This window comes from Nigerium sp. (genome assembly GCF_039811905.1).
GTDB lineage: Bacteria > Actinomycetota > Actinomycetes > Propionibacteriales > Propionibacteriaceae > Propioniciclava.
The window spans coordinates 1-17,942 of the sequence record NZ_JBDHZL010000013.1 but is presented as its reverse complement, the minus strand read 5'-3'; the positions used below and the strand labels follow the sequence as shown (position 1 = coordinate 17,942).

Genomic DNA, 17,942 nt, shown 5'->3' with positions numbered 1-17,942 from the left:
GGGCGTGACAGCCCAGGACGTAGCGACCGAACCACTGCGACGCCTCGCCGAGGAGGCAGGGCCTGGGATCACCATCGACGAGTCCGCCCTCGCGCGGGCCCTCTACTCGTCGGACGCCTCCCTCTATCGCGTGCAGCCACTGGCCGTCGCGCACCCGCGCACGACCGAGGAGTTGATCCGGGTCGTGGACGCCGCCCGTGCGGCCGGCGTCCCGCTGACGAGCAGGGGCGCGGGCACGTCGTGCGCCGGCAACGCCGTGGGGCCGGGACTGATCGTGGACACGTCGCGGCACCTGCACCGCATCTGGTCCGTGGACGCCGCCGAGCGCGTCGCCGAGATCGAGCCGGGCGTCGTCCAGGCGGTGCTCACCGCCGCAGCGCTGCCGCACGGGCTGCGGTACGGGCCCGACCCGTCGACGGCGAACCGCTGCACGATCGGCGGCATGATCGGCAACAACGCGTGCGGGCCGCGGGCGCTGGGGTACGGGCGGGCCTCCGACAACGTGGTCGCGCTCGACGTGGTGACCGGCACCGGGGAGCGGCTCACGCTGGATTCGCGGCAGGACCTGCGCGGGTCGAGCTCACCGACGCTGAGCGCCCTGTGGCGGCTGGTGAACGACAACCTCGGGCTGATCCGCACCGAGTTCGGCCGGTTCTCGCGGCAGGTGTCCGGCATGAGCCTGGAGTGGCTGCTGCCCGAGAACGGGTTCGACGTCGCCCGGTTCTTCGCCGGAACCGAGGGGACGCTGGGGGTCATCACGCGGGCGACCGTCCGGCTCGTGGCCGACGACCCGTACAAGGTGATGGTCGCGCTCGGCTACCCCACGATGCCGGAGGCCGCCGACGCGATGCCGGCGATCCTGCCGTTCCGGCCCACCGCCGTGGAGGGGATGGACCGGCGCATCGTCGACGTCGTCGAGCGCGCACAGGGCTCCGACGCGGTGCCGCCGCTGCCCTCCGGGGACGGCTGGATCTTCGTCGAGGTCACCGGAGACGACCCGGTCGAGGTCACCGAACGTGCCCAGAGCCTGCTGGGGGCGTCCGGGTGCGCCGACGGCGAGGTCGTCACGGACGCGGCGAAGGCCGCGCGGCTCTGGAAGATCCGTGCCGACGGGGCCGGCCTCGCCGGTGTCAGCCTCGACAAGCCGGCCTACGGCGGCTGGGAGGACTCAGCGGTCCCTCCGGAGCGGCTCGGCGCCTACCTGCGCGACTTCGACGCGCTGCTGGCCCGGCACGGCCTGCACGGGTTGCCGTACGGCCACTTCGGCGACGGGTGCGTGCACTGCCGCATCGACTTCCCGCTCATGGACGCCGACGGTGCGGCCGCCTACCGGGCGTTCATCACCGAGGCGGCGCATCTGGCGGCGTCCTACGGCGGCTCGATGTCGGGCGAGCACGGCGACGGGCGCGCGCGGTCGGAGCTGCTGCCCGTCATGTACTCGCCCGAGGCGATCGACCTGTTCGCCCAGGTCAAGGGCATCTTCGACCCCGACGACCTCATGAACCCCGGCGTCCTGGTGCGTCCGCGGGCCATCACCGACGATCTCCGCGCCCCGCAGGTGCGCAGGTCGCCGCTGTGGGCGTCCGACGCGACCTTCGTGGAGCAGGTTCACCGTTGCACCGGCGTCGGCAAGTGCGTGGCCGCCGAGCGGGCGGGCGCGGTGATGTGCCCGTCGTTCCAGGCGACGCGCGAAGAGAAGGACTCCACGCGCGGCCGCGCCCACGTGCTGCAGGAGATGATCAACGGCACCCTCGTCACCGGCGGGTGGAGCGCCCCCGAGGTGCACGAGGCGCTCGATCTCTGCCTCTCGTGCAAGGGCTGCGCGCGCGATTGCCCGACCGGCACCGACATGGCCGCCTACAAGGCGCGGGTGCTGTACGAGACGTACAAGGGCAAGCCGCGCCCCCGGCGTCACTACGCCCTCGGCTGGCTGCCGCGGTGGGGACGCCTCGTGCAGACCGTCCCGGCCGTCCTGCCGCGGCTCGGCAACCTCGTGCTGCAGACGCCCGTGCTCCGCGGCATCGCGCAGCGCGCGGCGGGCCTCGACACCCGGCGGAAGGCGATGCCCCGGTTCGCCCACGGGTCGAACCGGTCGAGGGTGCGCGCGGACGTCGCGCGTCGACGTCCGGAGGGGCGCGAGGTGGTCTTGTGGGTCGACTCGTTCTCGGACGCCTTCGCCGGCGACCACGTCGCGGCGGTCGCGGCCGTGCTGATCGAGGCCGGCTTCGCCCCGACGCTGCTCGAGCGCAAGGCCTGCTGCGGTCTGACATGGATCTCGACGGGGCAGCTCGACGGGGCCCGCCGCGAGCTACGCGCCGCGACGGACGTGCTGCACCCCTACGCTGCGCGCGGCGTCCCGATCGTCGGCACCGAGCCGAGCTGCCTGTCGGTGTGGCGCTCGGACGCCCTGGATCTGCTCGCCGACGACCCGCGCGTCGCCGAGGTCGCCCGGCACACCTGCACGCTCGCCGAGCTGCTCGATCGCGAGCCCGGCTTCACCGGGCCCGACCTGTCCGGGCACACGGTCGTCGCGCAGCCCCACTGCCATCAGGCGTCCGTCATCGGGTGGGACGCCGACGAGCGGCTGCTGCGTTCCTGGGGCGCCACCGTCGTCCGAGTGGGCGGCTGTTGCGGCCTGGCCGGCAACTTCGGCATGGAGGACGGCCACTTCGAGGTCAGCTCGACGATCTTCGAGCACGACCTCGGCAAAGCCATCGACGCGGCGGGCCCCGACGCGATCATCTTGGCCGACGGCTTCTCCTGCCGCACCCAGGTCGGCGACCTTCGGGGACGCCAGGCCCTCAGCCTGGCCGAGCTCATCGTCGCCCACCCCTCCCGGACGCCCGCGGCGACCGCCTGACGCCCCGCCCCCGGGCCGGGGTGCCCAGGACGCGACGAACCCGCCGGATCGCTCCGGCGGGTTCGTGCGTTGGTGAGGATGTCGCCGGCGGCCCGGAGGCCCCGGCGTCAGCGGCCCTGCGTGAGACCCTGCAGGTCCTTCGCCGGGATGGTGGCGGCGGGCTGCGGGGCGGTGATGTTCGGGTTGTCCTCGTTGATCTCGGCAACGCCGTTCAGCTTGAAGTCGGCCTGCGCCAGCGCCTGGGCGGTCTTGTCGGTGCTCTGCGGCCAGGTGCGGAGCACGTCGGCCAGGTCGACGTCGATCTTCGTGACCTTGCCGTTGGCGATGGTGACCGTCGAGTCGAGGTTCGCCCCGTCCTTGATCTGCTTCAGCGCATCCTGCGCCTTCTGATCGGTGAAGGAGTCGTTCGGGTCGATCGCCGCGAGCGCCGGGATGACCTTCTTGGCGTCGGTGACGACCTTGTACGTGCCGTCGCTGACCTTCGTGACCTCGGAGTTGTCGAGGATCGCCGCCTGGGCCTTCTTCGGGTCGATGCTGGGGCTCGCCGACGGCGCCGCGGACGCCTGAGCCTTCTGGATCATCTGCTTGACCGACGCGCTGTCGGCCTCGACCCACTTGCCCTCGACGAGCGGCGTGATCCACGGCATGGTGCGCGCCGAATCGGCCGTGTACATCTTCACCTGGTCGATGGTGAACAGGCCGGTGGCCTGCCCGAGACCCTGCACGTCAGCGCGCAGGAACGCACGGCTCGCGAGCCAGGTGAACTCGATCGGCTTGCCGTCGACGGCGATGTTGACGTTGGCGTCGATCTTGTTCGGGTCCTTCTCAGCGTTGAGGCTGTCGCCGTTGGAGTGGGTGGCGACCTTGAACGTGGTCAGCGGAATGATCTTCGCCACGCTCTTCATCGTCTGCTGGGTGCTGGGGTTCGGGGTGCTCGAGCTGCCGCTGTTCATGGCGTCGAAGACCTTCTGCACGTCGGCCTCGGTCGTGTCGAACTTGAAGGCGACCGTGGAATCTTTGCCCTGGCCGGTCTGGGTGAAGGCGTCCGCCACGGCCGTCTTCGGGTCCGCCGAGACCGGCCCCGGGTTGGTGCCTCCCGTCGTGCCGGAGCAGCCTGCGACGAGCAGGAGGGCGGAGGCGGAGGCTGCGGCCGAAACGGCCACCATCTTGCGCATCTGGGGGTTCCTATCGTTGGGGTCATTGGTTAAGTGAAACTTACCGAGCTTGATTCTGACCCGTCGCAGGGTCACCCGTCTCCGTCTCGGGTCGCGCGCGCAGGGGACCAGGGTCGAGGCCGCTCCGCACCCGTGGTCGACGCGGCCGGCCGCCCGCGCGCGCCGGGCCCCCTCGGGCCACCGGTTCGAGTCGCGCGGACGCCCGCCCTATACTGAGCATCGTTTTCTGACACTCCCCCACCACAACCTGAGGTTGGTTCATGCCTGAGTTCGTGTACACGATGCACAACGTCCGCAAGACGTTGGGCGACAAGCTGATCCTCGACAACGTCACGCTCTCGTTCTACGAGGGCGCCAAGATCGGCGTCGTCGGCCCCAACGGCGCGGGCAAATCGACCATGCTCAAGATCATGGCGGGCCTCGAGAAGCCCAACAACGGCGACGCCACCCTGAAGAAGGACGCGACCGTCGGCATCCTGCTGCAGGAGCCGCCGCTCACCGAGGGCAAGACCGTGATGGAGAACATCGAGGAGGCGGTCGCCGACACCAAGCGCATGCTCGACCGGTTCAACGAGGTCGGGGTGGAGATGGCCGACCCCGACGCCGACTTCGACGCCCTCATGACCGAGATGGGCGAGCTGCAGGAGCAGCTCGATCACCGCCAGGCGTGGGAGCTGGAAAGCCAGCTCGAGCAGGCCATGAACGCCCTCCAGTGCCCGCCCGGCGACACCCCGGTCGACGTACTCTCGGGCGGCGAGCGGCGCCGCGTCGCCCTCTGCAAGCTGCTGCTGCAGCAGCCCGACCTGCTGCTGCTCGACGAGCCCACGAACCACCTGGACGCCGAAAGCGTGAACTGGCTGGAGGGCCACCTCAAGAGCTACCCCGGCGCGGTGCTCGCCGTGACGCACGATCGCTACTTCCTCGACAACGTCGCCCAGTGGATCTGCGAGGTCGACCGCGGCCACCTGCACCCCTACGAGGGCAACTACTCCACGTACCTGGAGACCAAGCGCTCCCGTCTCCAGATCGAGGGCAAGAAGGACGCCAAGCGCGCCAAGATCCTCGAAAAGGAACTGGAGTGGGTGCGCGCCAACCCGAAGGCCCGCCAGGCGAAGAACCGGGCCCGCCTCGCCCGCTACGAAGAGCTGGCGGCGGAGGCCGAGCGCAACCGCGCGATCGACCTGGCCGAGATCAACATCCCCCCGGGCCCGCGGCTCGGCGCCGACGTGCTCGAGGCCTCCCACCTCACCAAGGGGTTCGGCGACCGCGTGCTCATCGACGACCTGAGCTTCTCGCTGCCGCGCGCCGGCATCGTCGGCATCATCGGCCCGAACGGCGTCGGCAAGACGACGCTGTTCAAGATGGTCGTCGGCGAGGAGAAGCCCGACTCGGGTGAGCTCAAGGTCGGCAAGACCGTCGAGTTCAGCTACGTCGACCAGAACCGCGCCGGCATCGACCCGAAGAAGAACGTCTGGGAGGTCGTCTCCGACGGGCTCGACCACATCAAGGTCGCGAACTTCGAGATGCCGTCGCGCGCCTACGTCGCCTCGTTCGGCTTCAAGGGCCCCGACCAGCAGAAGCTGGCCGGCGTGCTGTCGGGCGGCGAGCGGAACCGGCTGAACCTCGCGCTCACGCTGAAGCAGGGCGGCAACGTGCTGCTGCTCGACGAGCCGACCAACGACCTCGACGTCGAGACCCTGCAGTCGCTGGAAGACGCGCTGCTCGAGTTCCCGGGCTGTGCCGTGGTGATCTCCCACGACCGGTGGTTCCTCGATCGCGTGGCCACCCACATTCTCGCGTGGGAGGGCGACGCCGACGACGAAGCCAAGTGGTTCTGGTTCGAGGGCAACTTCGCCGACTACGAGGTCAACAAGATCGAACGCCTCGGCGCGGAGGCCGCTCGGCCCCACGCCAGCAAGCACCGCCGCCTCACCCGCGGCTGATCGGCCCACCGAATCCCCCTTCCCCCCGCCTGCCCGGCCGGTCGCTGACCGGCCGGGCAGCCTCGTCTCCGGACCGGGTCAGCCGACACCGAGCAGCCGGTCGTCGTCTTCGTCGCGTTCGAGCCGCTCCAGCTCCTCCCGCGACAACTCGACGACCGCCTGCTCGGACTCGGCGAGGGACGCCTCGCGGTCGGTCTCCATCACCGGGGCCTCCTCGCTCGGCTGGCTCGCCCGGAAGAACCGGCTGACGCCACGGCTGAGGTCGTGGCCCACGCACGTCGCCTCGACGGCGAGCGTCTCGTGGACGACCCCGTTCTGATCCGTCCACGTATCCGACCGCATGCGCCCGTGGACGAACACCGGGTCGCCCTTGCGCAGGCTCGCCTTCGCGTGGTCGGCGAGCGCCCGCCAGCACGTGACGGAGTACCAGGTGGTGGTGGGCGAGTCGACCCAGCCCTTCTCGGGGTGGCGCACCCGCGGCGTGACGGCCACGCGGAAGTACGCCCGCGACGGCCCGTTCTCGGTGCGCATCAGGGACGGGTCGGTGCCGAGGTTGCCGGCGATGGTGACGGTCGTTTCCATGGGCATGCTGCAGGTCCTCTCTCGATCGGGCTCTCACCCACCACAGTGGGGACGAGGGCCTCATTCGTGGCAGCACGTTCACCCAGAGTCAGGCACGTCGTTGCAGCACGAGAACGACGGTGTCGTTCTCCCTTGTCAAAGGAGGTTGGGCGAGGCGTCCTACTTCGCGCGCGCGACGAGCTCGCGCGCCTTCTTCAGCCGGTCGAGCTCGCCCTGGACCGGCCCGACGACGTCGGACACCGTCACCTCCGCGATGCGATCGGTGAGCAGGCGGCGCGCCTGGCCGGCCTTCGCCCGGGCGCCGACCTCGACGAACACCCTGCTCAGCAGCGCGACGGCCACGCCGCCCACCACGCCGCCGCCGAACAACAGCGTCGGCGCCGGGATGCCCCACCAGTAGACGGTCGGCGGCTGCGGGAACTGGAAGAAGCCGAGAACCACGGGCAGCAGCAGCCACAGCAGCCCGGCGACGGCCGCGGCGAACAGCAACCACTGCAGCACGTTCACGATCCCCCACCAGGCGTGGCCTCGGTCCATCCGCAGGTCGGCGGAGGCGATCGAGGCGTCCAGCCGGTCGGCGAGCACGCGCTCGTTGCCGCGCGCGGCCACCCGGACGGCTTCCGCCCAGCCCCGCGGCAACCCGCCGGTCGCGGCGTCCGTCACGCCGCGGAGGGCGGCGTCCAAGCGCGCCTTCTGCACCCCGGACGCCTTCGGCAGGCTCGTGCGCGCCGGCGAGCCCTCCTCCAGCTCGGGCCGGCCGCCGCCGGTGCCGAGCCGCAGCCGCTTCAGCGGGTCGGGCTTGAACCGCGTGATCCACTTGAGCACCGGCCACCCGGTCGCCAGGACGCCGCGGTAGCGCTCCGCGTCCCGCACCCCGTCCACGACCACCGGGACGCCCGCCGCGACCGCCGTCGCCTCGTTCAACTGGCGCTGCTCGCGGGCGGAGATCTGCGGCACCTTCTGCGACCCGAGCGTCTCCTCCAACCCGGACGCCGCCGTCGTCACGTCGGCGGAGATGCGTTTCGCGGACGCCGTCTTCTCGGCGACCACCTTCTCCAGCGTCTGCCGCACCTCGGCGACGCCCTGGCCGGTCATCGCCGACATCGCGTGCACGGGCGTGGCCCGCAGCCCCTCAGAGTCGAGCAGCCGCCTCAGGTCGGTCATCGCGCCCTGCAATTGCTCGCTGGTGAGGCGATCCGCCTGGTTCAGCACGATCATCATGACGTCGGCATGGTCGGCCAGCGGCTTCAGGTAGCGGTCGTGGAGGGCGGCGTCCGCGTACTTTTGCGGATCGACCACCCACACCAGCATGTCGACGAGCTGCACGAGACGGTCGACGGTCGCCCGGTGGGCCACCTCGGTGGAATCGTGGTCAGGCAGGTCCAGCAACACGAGGTTGGTGAACGGGCCCCCGGACGCCGCGATCAGATGCCGCCGCGACACCTCCAGCCAGTCGAGCAGCTCGGTCGGAAGCTCGGCGCCCCACACCGCGGCCATGGCGTCCGACGTCGTCGGCCGCGTCACGCCGCTGGTGGCCAACTGGGTACCCGAGAGCGCGTTGAACGTCGTCGACTTGCCCGACCCCGTCGCCCCGGCGAGCGCGATCACCGTGTGATCGCCCGAAATCGCCATGCGCCGCCCGGCGCGCCGCACCAGGGCGGACGCCGCGTCCACCGGCTCGTCGTCGGATCGCCCCCGGCTCAACTCGGCCGCCTCGCCCAGGAAGCCGAGCCGGGCCGCCAGATCGTTCGCCCTACTCGCCATCGCGCGTCTCCACTCGCCTACCCTGCTGCGGATCGTCGGGGTCGAGCACGACGCCCTGCAGGGCCTCGCCCGGCCGCTCCGCGCCCGGCGCCGGCCCCTCGTCGCGGACGCCGTCGGCGCCCGCTTCACGCCCCGGACCCTCGGGACCGTCCGCGCCCTCCGGAAGGAGGGCACGCCGCGGAACGCTGCCCTGGTCGCCCCGGTCGACCGGGCGCGGCCCCGCGGAATCCAGCGCCCGGACGGCCCCGCCGAGCTGCTGCCGCTTCAACGACTCGATGGTGAAGTCACCGCTCTCGCGCAGCACGACGAGGTCGGCCACCGCCTCCCGGACGTCGGCCGCCTGCCCGTCCTCGACCCCCGCGTCGTCGAGCGCCGCGCGGTACCGGGCCAACTCGTCGGCCATCAGGGCCTCGACCCGGGAATCCAGCCGCTCCTTCGCGGTCCGCGCCATCCGCCGCACGGCGTCGTCGCCGAAGATCGCCTCGAGGAACCGCTGGGCCAGCACGACGGTGCCGCCGGCGATACCGACCTCGGCCCCCGTGACGCCGCCGGTCGACGCGAAGACGATGATCATGAGCGCGAGCCCGATGCCGTTCACGCCCGCGGCGAGGAACCGGGCACCCGCCCGCTTGTCGGCGCCTTCAGCGCTGACAAGCTCGAGCACATCCCCCTGCCAGTCGCGGATCGCCCGGGCCACCTTCTCGCCGAACCCCGCGGACGCCCGCGACAGGTCCTGCCGCGTGCCCGCGAGCAACTGCCGCCCGGCCGGCTGCCCGACCCACGCGGTCTCGGTGCGTTCGGCCGCCGCCTCGCCCTCGGCGACGATCAGCGCCTCGAGCCCCGACTGGACGGCCTGCTTGCCGTCGTCGGCCTCCTTCGCCTCGCCGCGCACCATCTGGACGACCCGGTCGCGCAACCAGCCGACCTTCCGCTCCACGGTGCGCATGAACTCGCCCGTGCCGACGAAGTCCTGCCAGCGGGCCAGCACCTCCCCGCGCAGCAGCGTGCCATCCGCCGTCTGGACGCCCACGGTGCGGGCCGCCTCGGCGTAGGCTTTCTCGGCGTCCGCCCACAGCTGTTCGAGCGCCTCGTGCTGCAGGTCGAGCCCGTCGGCGACCGCCGGCGCCCGCGTCGTCAGCGACGCGATCGCCCCGTCGAGGGTCTGCAGGACGACCGACTGGCGGCTCCGCTCGTCCTGCGCGATCGTGGCCAGCCAGTCGCGGATCGGGGAGACCGCGGCGTCCGGCAGCAGCCCGCGCGCGTCGACGCCGGTCTCCGGGACCGCGAACAGCGGCGACTCCCCCAGCCCGCGCTCGAGCATCAGGCTGCCCAGGTGCGCCGGAACCTCCTGCATCGCCTGCGGCGGCACGCGGTCGAGCACGACCGCCACCGCGGCGGAGCGCTCGGCGGCGCTGCGCAGGTACTCCCACGGGACGGCGTCGGCGTAGCGGGCCGCCGACGTGACGAACAGCCACAGGTCGGCGGCGGCCAGCAACTGCGACGCCAACGCCCGGTTCTCTTTCACGACCGAGTCGATGTCGGGGGCATCCAGCAGCGCGAGCCCCTGCGGGAGGCTCGGCTCCTCCACCAACTGCAGCGTCGCGGTGTCGTTCACCGCCGAGAAACTGCGGCCGAGCCCCGGCAGGATGCGGTCGGACGCGAAGAACGCCTGGTCGTCAGGGTGATGCACCAGAACCGGAGACCGCGTCGTCGGCCGGATGACGCCCGGGCGCGACACCTCGCGCCCGATCAGGGAGTTCACCAACGTCGACTTGCCGGCGCCGGTCGAGCCGCCGATGACGGCGAGCAGCGGGGCGTCCAGCAGATCGAGGCGCGGCAGGATGTAGTCGTTGAGCTGGGCCACCATGTCGTGGGCGGCTCTGCCGGCCCGCTCCGAACCCGGCAGGCTGAGCGGGAATCGTGCCCGGGAGAGTGCTTCGCGCAGGTCGGTCAACGAGTCGACGAGACTGCCGCCCATGCATGAACTCCTAGCTCGGTGGACCCCATCGCGGGTCAACGGGTGAGTAGGAGCCTACCGGTGCCGACGGGGAGTTGACAGGCGCGAATGGTTGCGTTTCGGCCACCCGGCGGCGCCTCCGGGGCCGGAACCGCCCCAGCCGCGGCAGGTTCAGCCGCTTGCCGCGCGGGTCGTCGATCGCCGTGCCGCGCAGCCCCTCCACCCGGTCGATCAGCTCGCGCGCCCGGCGGTCGCCGGCGGCGTCCACGATGCCGCGCACCATCGCGTCCCGCAGATAGCCGAGCTCGGTCAGCGCGCGCTGCAGACGCAGAGTCGCCACGAAGGTTCCCCAGCCGTAGGTCAGGGCGACCAGCCCTGCGCGGAACCGCAGCCACCAGCGGCCGGCGACCTCGGCGTCCGTCTCGGGCAGCCAGCCCACCCGGACGTAGTCGGCCAGCCGCGTGCGCAACCGCCGGCCCTCGCCGAACAGCTGGCGCCCCACGTAGAAGGCCACGGCCAGCAGCAGCGGCAGCGCGAGGAAGAAGTACGCCCACCGCGACTGCTCGATCGGTTGGCTGGCGAAGAAGTTGAACATCATGTGCAGCAGGGCCGCGGCGAGATAGCCCGCCAGCGGCGCCAGCACCCGGACGACCTTGCTGTGAGTCCGCACCGCCACGATCACGCCGATCGCGGTCATCGTGGTGAACAGCGGATGCCCGAAGGCGAGCAGCAGGCCGCGCAGCCGGACGATCTCGGCCAGCGCCTCCTCCGGATCGCCCGCCCCGATCTGCATGGAGGAGAACACGATCACGCGCGCGTAGTAGATGATGTTCTCGGTGAACGCGAACCCGGCGGCCGACAGGCCCCCCAGCACGACGCCGGTCACCTTGCTGACGAGCTGGTAGCGCACCGCGATCGCGATCAGGAACAGCACGGACGCCTTCGTCGCCTCTTCCACGAACGGCGCCGAGAAGACCGCCGCACGGGCCGCCTGCACCGGGTCGCCGTCGCCGGCAACGCCCAGCATCGACGCGGCCCACGTGTTGATGACCATGGACGCCGCGGTCGACACCGCGGCACCCCAGCCGAGCGCGAGCCACCAGAACAGCGGCCGCTGCGGTCGGAACCGGTCGAGGGCGAGGTACAGCACGATCCAGAACGCCAGCGTCGGCCACGCCAGGCCGGCCGCCTGCCTGATCGCCGAGAAGTTCATCGCGTCGATCTCGCCGCCCGGCACCTGGATGGGCCGCGTCGTCACGTCGTACTGCCACCCCAGGCAGGCGGCGTAGAGGGCCGTGAACACCAGGAACACCCACAGCCACGGGTTCGTCACGATGCGCTTCGACAAGGGCCCGGACGCCCGGCGCCCGGCCGGGATGCCGTTGCGCCGGCGCTCGTACGTGGCGATCGCGTCGGACATGGCGACCAGAGTACCCCGGGGGATCGGGGACGCCGCGGAGCCGCCGCGGCGGCGTCCGGTGGCATCCCCGTGGGGACGCGAGCGGTCGAACTGCGCGCCGACTAGCGGTGTTCGGGCACGCGACCACCGTCGTTCACCCGGGCGCCGGGCGGAGGGAAGGTTTCCGGCGTAGTTACATTGCTATGAGAACATCCGGCAAGTCCCTCACCGCCGGGCTCGTGGTTCTCGCTCTCGTCGGAGGCGGCGTCGCGTACGGCGTCGCTTCCAAGACCGCGGGTCCGCGCCCCCACAACACCGCAGTGAACCCGATCGGGCAGTGGGTCCGACCGGAGGGCACCCAGCTCACGCTGGGCAACCTGCCCCTGAACTCCGCGATGCATCCCGACGGCCGGCACCTGCTGGTCACGAACAACGGCCAGGGCGTCCAGAGCCTGCAACTGGTCGACACGGACTCCCACCGGGTCGTCCAGACCCTGGAGTACCCGACGCCCGAGTCGCTGTACGTGGGCCTCGCGTGGAGCCCGGACGGAAAGACTGCCTACGCCAGCGCCGCCGCCAACAGCAAGGTGCGCGTGTTCGCCTTCGATGGCGCCAAGCTCACCGAGACGACCCCGATCACCCTCCCGACCAAGTCCCCCGACGGCAAGAACGTGACGCTCTTCCCCGCCGGGCTGGCCCTCACTCCCGACGGCAAGAAGCTGCTCATCGCCGATCAGCTCGGCAACGCCGTCACGCTCGCCGACACGGCCACCCGGAAGTCCGAGACGGTCGCCGCCGGGCACCGGCCCTTCTGGGTGACGATGGCGAAGGACGGCACGAAGGCGTACGTCTCCAACCAGGGCGGCGACACCGTCAGCGTCGTCGACGTCTCGGGCACCGTGCCGGCCGTCGGCAAGGCGATCAACGTCGGACTGCACCCGAACAAGATGACGCTGTCGGCCGACGGCTCGCAGCTGTTCGTCTCCAACGGGGACGCCGACTCCGTCAGCGTCATCCGGACGGCCGCCGCCACGGTGGTCAAGACCATCCGCGTCGCCCCGCAGCGCACGTCGCCGGTGGGCTCGAACCCGACCGACCTGGCGCTCGACGCGTCCGGCCAACGGCTCTTCGTGACCAACTCCGGCAACAACGACGTCGCCGTCGTCGACGTGAAGCGGGGGAAAGTCGACGGTCTCATCCCGGTCGGCTGGTACCCGAGTTCGATCACGTTCGACGACGGCACACTGCATGTCACGAACGCGAAGGGCCTCGGCGCCGGCCCGAACGGCGGCGACGGTATGCCCAACCCCGAATCGTCGGCCAAGACGGACCCGCAGAAGTACACCGGTTCGATGATGGAGGGCACCCTGAGCACCCTCCCGGTGCCGGACGCCACGACGCTCGGCCAGATGACCGAGCAGGTGAACCAGAACAACGCGCGGGTCGCGGCGCACGGGGCGATCGTCCCGAAGAAGCCGGGCGACCCGACGCCGATCAAGCACGTGATCTACGTCGTCAAGGAGAACCGCACCTACGACCAGGTGCTCGGCAGCCTCGGCAAGGGCAACGGCGACCCGTCGCTCAACCTGTTCGGCGACGAGAGCGCCCCGAACACGCGCGAACTCGCCCGCCGGTTCACGACGATCGACAACTTCTACGCGGACGCCGAAGTGTCGGCCAACGGCTGGAACTGGGTCGCGCAGGCCAACTCCAACCCGTTCGCGGAGCAGATGTGGCCGGCCAACTACTCCGGACGCAAGGCCCCCTACCCGTCGGAGAACAACGACCCCGAAAACGCCGCGCAGGACCCGAAGAACTCCTACCTGTGGCAGCGGTTCAACGCGGCCAAGGTGAGCTTCGCCAACTTCGGCTTCTACGTCAGCCGGACGGACAACAACCAGTTCCACGCCGACGACCCGGTACTCAACGCGAAGACCGACCACCAGTACCAGGGCTACGACCTGGCCTGCCCGGACTCGTCGGGCACGTTCACGGCGCTGAAATCCACCTGCCTGGCCCCGCGGTTCGACCGGTGGCAGAAGAGCTTCGCCAAGTACCAGGCGTCCGGGACGATGCCGACCGTCCAGTTCGTGCGCTTCCCGAACGACCACACGTCCGGCACGTCGGTCGGCAAGCCGACCCCGCAGGCCATGGTCGCCGACAACGACTACGCGGTCGGACGCCTCGTGGACGCCGTCTCCCACAGCCGCTTCTGGAAAGACACGGTCATTCTGATCACCGAAGACGACGCCCAAAACGGCCCCGACCACGTCGACGCCCACCGGACGATCGCCCTTGCGATCAGCCCCTACACCCAGACGGGCAAGGTGGATTCGACGTTCTACTCCACCGCGTCGATGGTCCGCACGATCGGCCTGTTCGCCGGCATCGGACCGCTGACGCAGTTCGACGCCTATTCGACACCCATGGACGCCTCGTTCACCACCAAGCCGAACATGCGGCCCTACGAGGCGATCAAGCCGACCACCGACATGCAGGCGGTCAACGGGGCCAACGCGCCGATGGCCAAGATCTCCGGCCAGCAGAACCTCACCAAGGAGGACCAGATCGACGAGAAGACCTTCAACGAGGCGATCTGGAAGTCCGTCAAGGGCAAGGACGCGGTCATGCCGACGCCGCGCTACGACGTCCTCGGTGACACCGCGAAGGCCGAGAAGGCCGCCGAGCAGGCCCGCGACGCCAACGCGAAGGCGTCCGGGAAGACCGTGACGAAGGACAAGGACGACTGACCCTCACCCCTCCCGCCCGAGCGGGGTCGCGCGTCGGCGCGGCCCCGCTCGCGTCAGTCGAGGGGCGCCATGTGGCGGCGGATCGCGACAGCGGCCGCCCCGCGCGCCCACTCGCGGAAGCCGACCTCGGCGAGATGCAGGCTCGGGGGCGTCACGTAGGCGAGGCTCAGCCGGCCGAAGACCGACCGGACGCGGTGACGACGGTCGGCGATCAGCGCGACGCCGTCGCCCGAGATCAGGAGGCGCTCCGGCGAGGTGACGAGCGCGACGAGGCCGGCGAGCTGTCCGACGGCGTCCGCGACGTCGTCGAGGACGGCGGCGACCCGGGCGTCCGTCTGCGCGAGCGCGGCGATCTGCCCGTAGGCGACCGGGCGCTCCAGCACGGCCGACACGCGGCGCGCGATCGCCGCCGACTCGACGACCCCCCGCGCCTCGCGCCCGTCGGGCAGCCGGGCGAAGCCGATCATGCCTGCCGCCCCGTGGTGGCCGACGACCAACTGGTCGTTGCACACGAGGCCCAGACCGACACCCGCCCCGATCGTCAGGACGGCGAACTCCGAACAACCGCGCCCCGTGCCGAACCAGTGCTCGGCGACCGCGTAGGCGTTGACGTCGTTCTCGGCCGTGGCCGGAATCCCGGTGCGTTCGGCGATGAAGGTGGCCAGCGGCGTCGTGGGCCAGCCGAGGAACTCAGCCCCCCGGACGGACCCGTCGCCATCCACCGCCGCCCCGAGGGTGACGCCGATGCCCTGCACCGGAGCCGCCGCGGAGAACCGGGCCACCAGCGAGGCGATCGCGGCGACTGCGTCGGCGCTGGTGCGCCAGTCGCCATCCAGCGTCGCTTCGCCCACGACGTGGCCCTTGAGGTCGGTGAGCACGCCGTACATGCGGCCGACGACGATGGTCACGCCGACGAAGTGAGCCGCGCTCGCGTCGACGTCGAGGGGCAAGGAGGGCCGCCCGGCAGCCGCGCCGACGGGCGCGCCCTGCACCAGGAACCCGGACGCCACCATCGGCTTCGTGATGCGGGTGAGGCTGCCCGAGGACAGGCCGAGCGCCCGCCCGAGGGCGGCCCGTGAGATCGGGCCGCGGCGCAGCACGTCGAGGGCGACGCGCCGCGACGACGGATCGAGCACCCACCGGTCAGAGCCCACCACCATCTCCTCACACGTTCCAGGGCGCCGCGACCGGCCTCGGAATCGGGCCAAGTGAGCGGGCCACCTGAAGCTCCAGAGCACGTGCGGATCCGCACGTGAGAACGGCTTCCGAGGGAAGGATAGCGCTGCCCCCCAGCCCGCCGCGACGCCGTCGGTCAGGCACCCCTCACCGCGACGCGGCCCGTGCTCTGGGGAGGGTCGGCGCGGCGGCCACACGCCTGTTGCCGCCGGTTGCCCAAACTCGTGAGCGGCGTGTGGCCTAGTGGGCGATGAAAGCGGCACGACGCGATGTCGAGACACCCGTCCTTTCCACAGAAATATGGGACAATATGTCTCGAAGGGAACCCCATTGAACATTGCTAAGAAACTGAGCGTTGCGCTCGCCGCGGTCCCGCTGCTCGCCGCATGCGGAACGACCCCGCCCGCCCAGGCGCCGAACGCCGAGGGACACCTCGCCGCCCCGGCGTCCGTTACGCCTGCGCCCGCGTCGTCGTCCGCGACGACGGCCGCACCGACGGCGTCCCCCTCCTCCCCCGGCAATGCCGCACCGACCCCCTCGGCGACGCCGTCATTCGGCGTCCGTCCGTGGCAGCCGCCCGCGAACCCGGCGCCGCTTCCGGTCCTGACCGCCGAGCAGCAAGCCACGTTCGCGCCGTGCCTCGCGAAGTTCGCGGCCGCGGATACGGGGACGGACGCCTCCAAGCCGGCCTCCCCCTCGACCCCGACGCCGACGGTCACGCAGGCGTCCAAGAAGACGAGCACGAAGAAGACCACGGGCACGTGCGCGAAGGTCGTCCAGACCGAGCTGAAGGCGCTGTCGTTCTACCACGGCACGCCGCGCAGCCGGAACGGGACGGCGGCGATCAACGCGCTGCTCCGCTACCAGTACTCGCGCGACCTGCAGCCCACAGGCTCGGCCAACCAGGCGACCGTGTACGCGCTCGCGTCGAACCAGCCGGCGCGGTCGGCCGCGCTGCCTGAGGAATGCAAGGCCGACGGCGTCGTCCTGTGCGTCGACCAGGGCGCGCAGCAGTTGCGCTACGTGAAGGACGGCAAGGTCGTAAAGACCATCAAGGTGCGCACTGGCGGGTACAACTCGCACCCGAAGACGCACAAGTGGCGCCTGTTCCGCACGGCCAACGGGCTGTACAAGGTCTACAAGAAGCGCGTCAGCCCGACGTCGGACAACTACGGCGACGGCTCGATGCCGCTCAGCGTGATCTTCGACCCGAACATGTACGTCCACTACTCCAGCGATTTCGCCAACGCGGGATACGCCGGCTCCAGCCACGGCTGCGTGAACGTGGGCTCGTACAAGAGCGCCCGCTGGATTTACAAGAACACCCCCATCGGCTCGCAGGTGTACATCTACTGAGCCGGGACATCAGGGCAATACCCGTCGGGGCCGCGATTCTCGCGGCCCCGACGTCCGTCTACGGACGCCGTCATCCCTCGCGCAGCGGACGCCCCTGTCCGCCCTAGTCCCACGCGGACGCCGGTTTCGCGGACGCCTCACCGGCTCTGGACGGCCGTCCTGACGCCGAGCGCGAGAAGAATCACCCCGCCGGCCCGGTCGATCCGCCGGGTCCACGTCCGGACGCTCCTCCGCGAGGAGATGGCGGTCAATCCGGTCGACCAGAAGCCCAGCCACACGACCATCACGCCGATATGGACGGCCGCGAGCAGCAGCATCGGCCCCACGCCGACCGACTCGACCGGGAGGAATTGCGGGGCCAGAGTGAGATAGACGGAGGCCGCCTTCACGTTCAACACGTTGGCTAGGTAGGAACGACGCAGATGGACGGCGACCGGCGAGGGGCTAATCGGCTTCTCCTCCGGCGCTAGGGACTCCTTGGCGCGCAGCGAGCGCCACACCAGCGTGGCACCGAGTCCGACGAGGTAGGCGGCGCCCACGAGGCGCAGCCCCTGATACAGCTGGGCCGAGCGCATGACCACCGCCGCCAGCCCGAAACCGGCGAGCACCGCGTGCGTGGCGATGCCCACCGCGGTCCCGGTGATGACCGCCCACGCCCCGCGCCGGTCACCCGCGACGCCGCGGGCACTCACGAGGGTGAAGCTGGCTCCGGGCGTGATCACGAGCGGCGTCACCGCGAGACAGAAACCCAGCAGCGCTGCGACGGAGAGCATGGTCCATCATGGGCGCCCGCCCTCGCCCGCGTCCCTTGTCGCGCCCGCATCCCGCAACACCGGCACCGGCCGCGGATGGCGTCCTCGCAGGTCGATCGACGCGGACGCCGCCGCTCAGACCCTCCCCGCGAGCAGGCTGCGGCTGAGGACGCCGGCGGCGTCGGAGACGCGATCGGGCAACGCGGTGGCCCCGCTGACCGACCCCCG

10 protein-coding genes and 1 pseudogene are annotated in these 17,942 nt (G+C 71.1%); 4 read left to right on the top strand and 7 right to left on the bottom strand.

Features of this window, described 5'->3' with window-relative positions; all coding sequences use genetic code 11:
* Positions 1-4: 4 nt before the first annotated feature.
* The gene (locus WMJ97_RS04505) at positions 5-2,860 is read left to right on the top strand and encodes an FAD-binding and (Fe-S)-binding domain-containing protein (protein WP_347347773.1); all 2,856 of its coding nucleotides are present in this window, start codon (positions 5-7) and stop codon (positions 2,858-2,860) included.
* Positions 2,861-2,967: 107 nt separating this feature from the next.
* Here WMJ97_RS04505 and WMJ97_RS04500 read toward each other — a convergent pair whose 3' ends face one another.
* The gene (locus WMJ97_RS04500) at positions 2,968-4,035 is read right to left on the bottom strand and encodes a hypothetical protein (protein ID WP_347347772.1); all 1,068 of its coding nucleotides are present in this window, start codon (positions 4,033-4,035) and stop codon (positions 2,968-2,970) included.
* Between the two features lie 260 nt (positions 4,036-4,295).
* Between WMJ97_RS04500 and ettA the strand changes: the two genes are divergently transcribed.
* The gene (gene ettA, locus WMJ97_RS04495) at positions 4,296-5,978 is read left to right on the top strand and encodes an energy-dependent translational throttle protein EttA (protein ID WP_347347771.1); all 1,683 of its coding nucleotides are present in this window, start codon (positions 4,296-4,298) and stop codon (positions 5,976-5,978) included.
* Between the two features lie 78 nt (positions 5,979-6,056).
* On the opposite strand, the gene WMJ97_RS04490 is transcribed toward ettA, so the two are convergent.
* The 4 genes and pseudogenes from WMJ97_RS04490 to WMJ97_RS04475 form a co-directional block, all read right to left on the bottom strand.
* Positions 6,057-6,566: a single-stranded DNA-binding protein gene (locus WMJ97_RS04490; RefSeq protein ID WP_347347770.1), complete on the bottom strand. Its 510-nt coding sequence runs from the start codon at positions 6,564-6,566 to the stop codon at positions 6,057-6,059.
* 153 nt (positions 6,567-6,719) lie between these two features.
* Entirely contained in the window at positions 6,720-8,324 is a 1,605-nt protein-coding gene (locus tag WMJ97_RS04485; protein WP_347347769.1) for a GTPase, read from the bottom strand.
* 295 nt (positions 8,325-8,619) lie between these two features.
* Positions 8,620-10,302: pseudogene (locus WMJ97_RS04480) on the bottom strand (GTPase domain-containing protein); the annotation flags it as partial.
* 10 nt (positions 10,303-10,312) lie between these two features.
* Entirely contained in the window at positions 10,313-11,701 is a 1,389-nt protein-coding gene (locus WMJ97_RS04475) for a PrsW family intramembrane metalloprotease (protein ID WP_347347768.1), read from the bottom strand.
* A gap of 182 nt (positions 11,702-11,883) precedes the next feature.
* On the opposite strand from WMJ97_RS04475, the gene WMJ97_RS04470 reads away from it, so the two are divergent.
* Positions 11,884-14,430: a beta-propeller fold lactonase family protein gene (locus WMJ97_RS04470; RefSeq protein ID WP_347347767.1), complete on the top strand. Its 2,547-nt coding sequence runs from the start codon at positions 11,884-11,886 to the stop codon at positions 14,428-14,430.
* 53 nt (positions 14,431-14,483) lie between these two features.
* On the opposite strand, the gene WMJ97_RS04465 is transcribed toward WMJ97_RS04470, so the two are convergent.
* Positions 14,484-15,584 (bottom strand): ROK family protein, encoded by a 1,101-nt coding sequence (locus WMJ97_RS04465; RefSeq protein WP_347347766.1) that lies wholly within the window; start codon positions 15,582-15,584, stop codon positions 14,484-14,486.
* A gap of 352 nt (positions 15,585-15,936) precedes the next feature.
* Between WMJ97_RS04465 and WMJ97_RS04460 the strand changes: the two genes are divergently transcribed.
* Positions 15,937-16,962 carry a L,D-transpeptidase family protein gene (locus tag WMJ97_RS04460; protein WP_347347765.1) on the top strand — a complete coding sequence of 342 codons (1,026 nt, stop codon included), beginning with the start codon at positions 15,937-15,939 and terminating at the stop codon, positions 16,960-16,962.
* Between the two features lie 137 nt (positions 16,963-17,099).
* On the opposite strand, the gene WMJ97_RS04455 is transcribed toward WMJ97_RS04460, so the two are convergent.
* Positions 17,100-17,735 carry a LysE family translocator gene (locus WMJ97_RS04455; RefSeq protein WP_347347764.1) on the bottom strand — a complete coding sequence of 212 codons (636 nt, stop codon included), beginning with the start codon at positions 17,733-17,735 and terminating at the stop codon, positions 17,100-17,102.
* Positions 17,736-17,942: the final 207 nt, after the last annotated feature.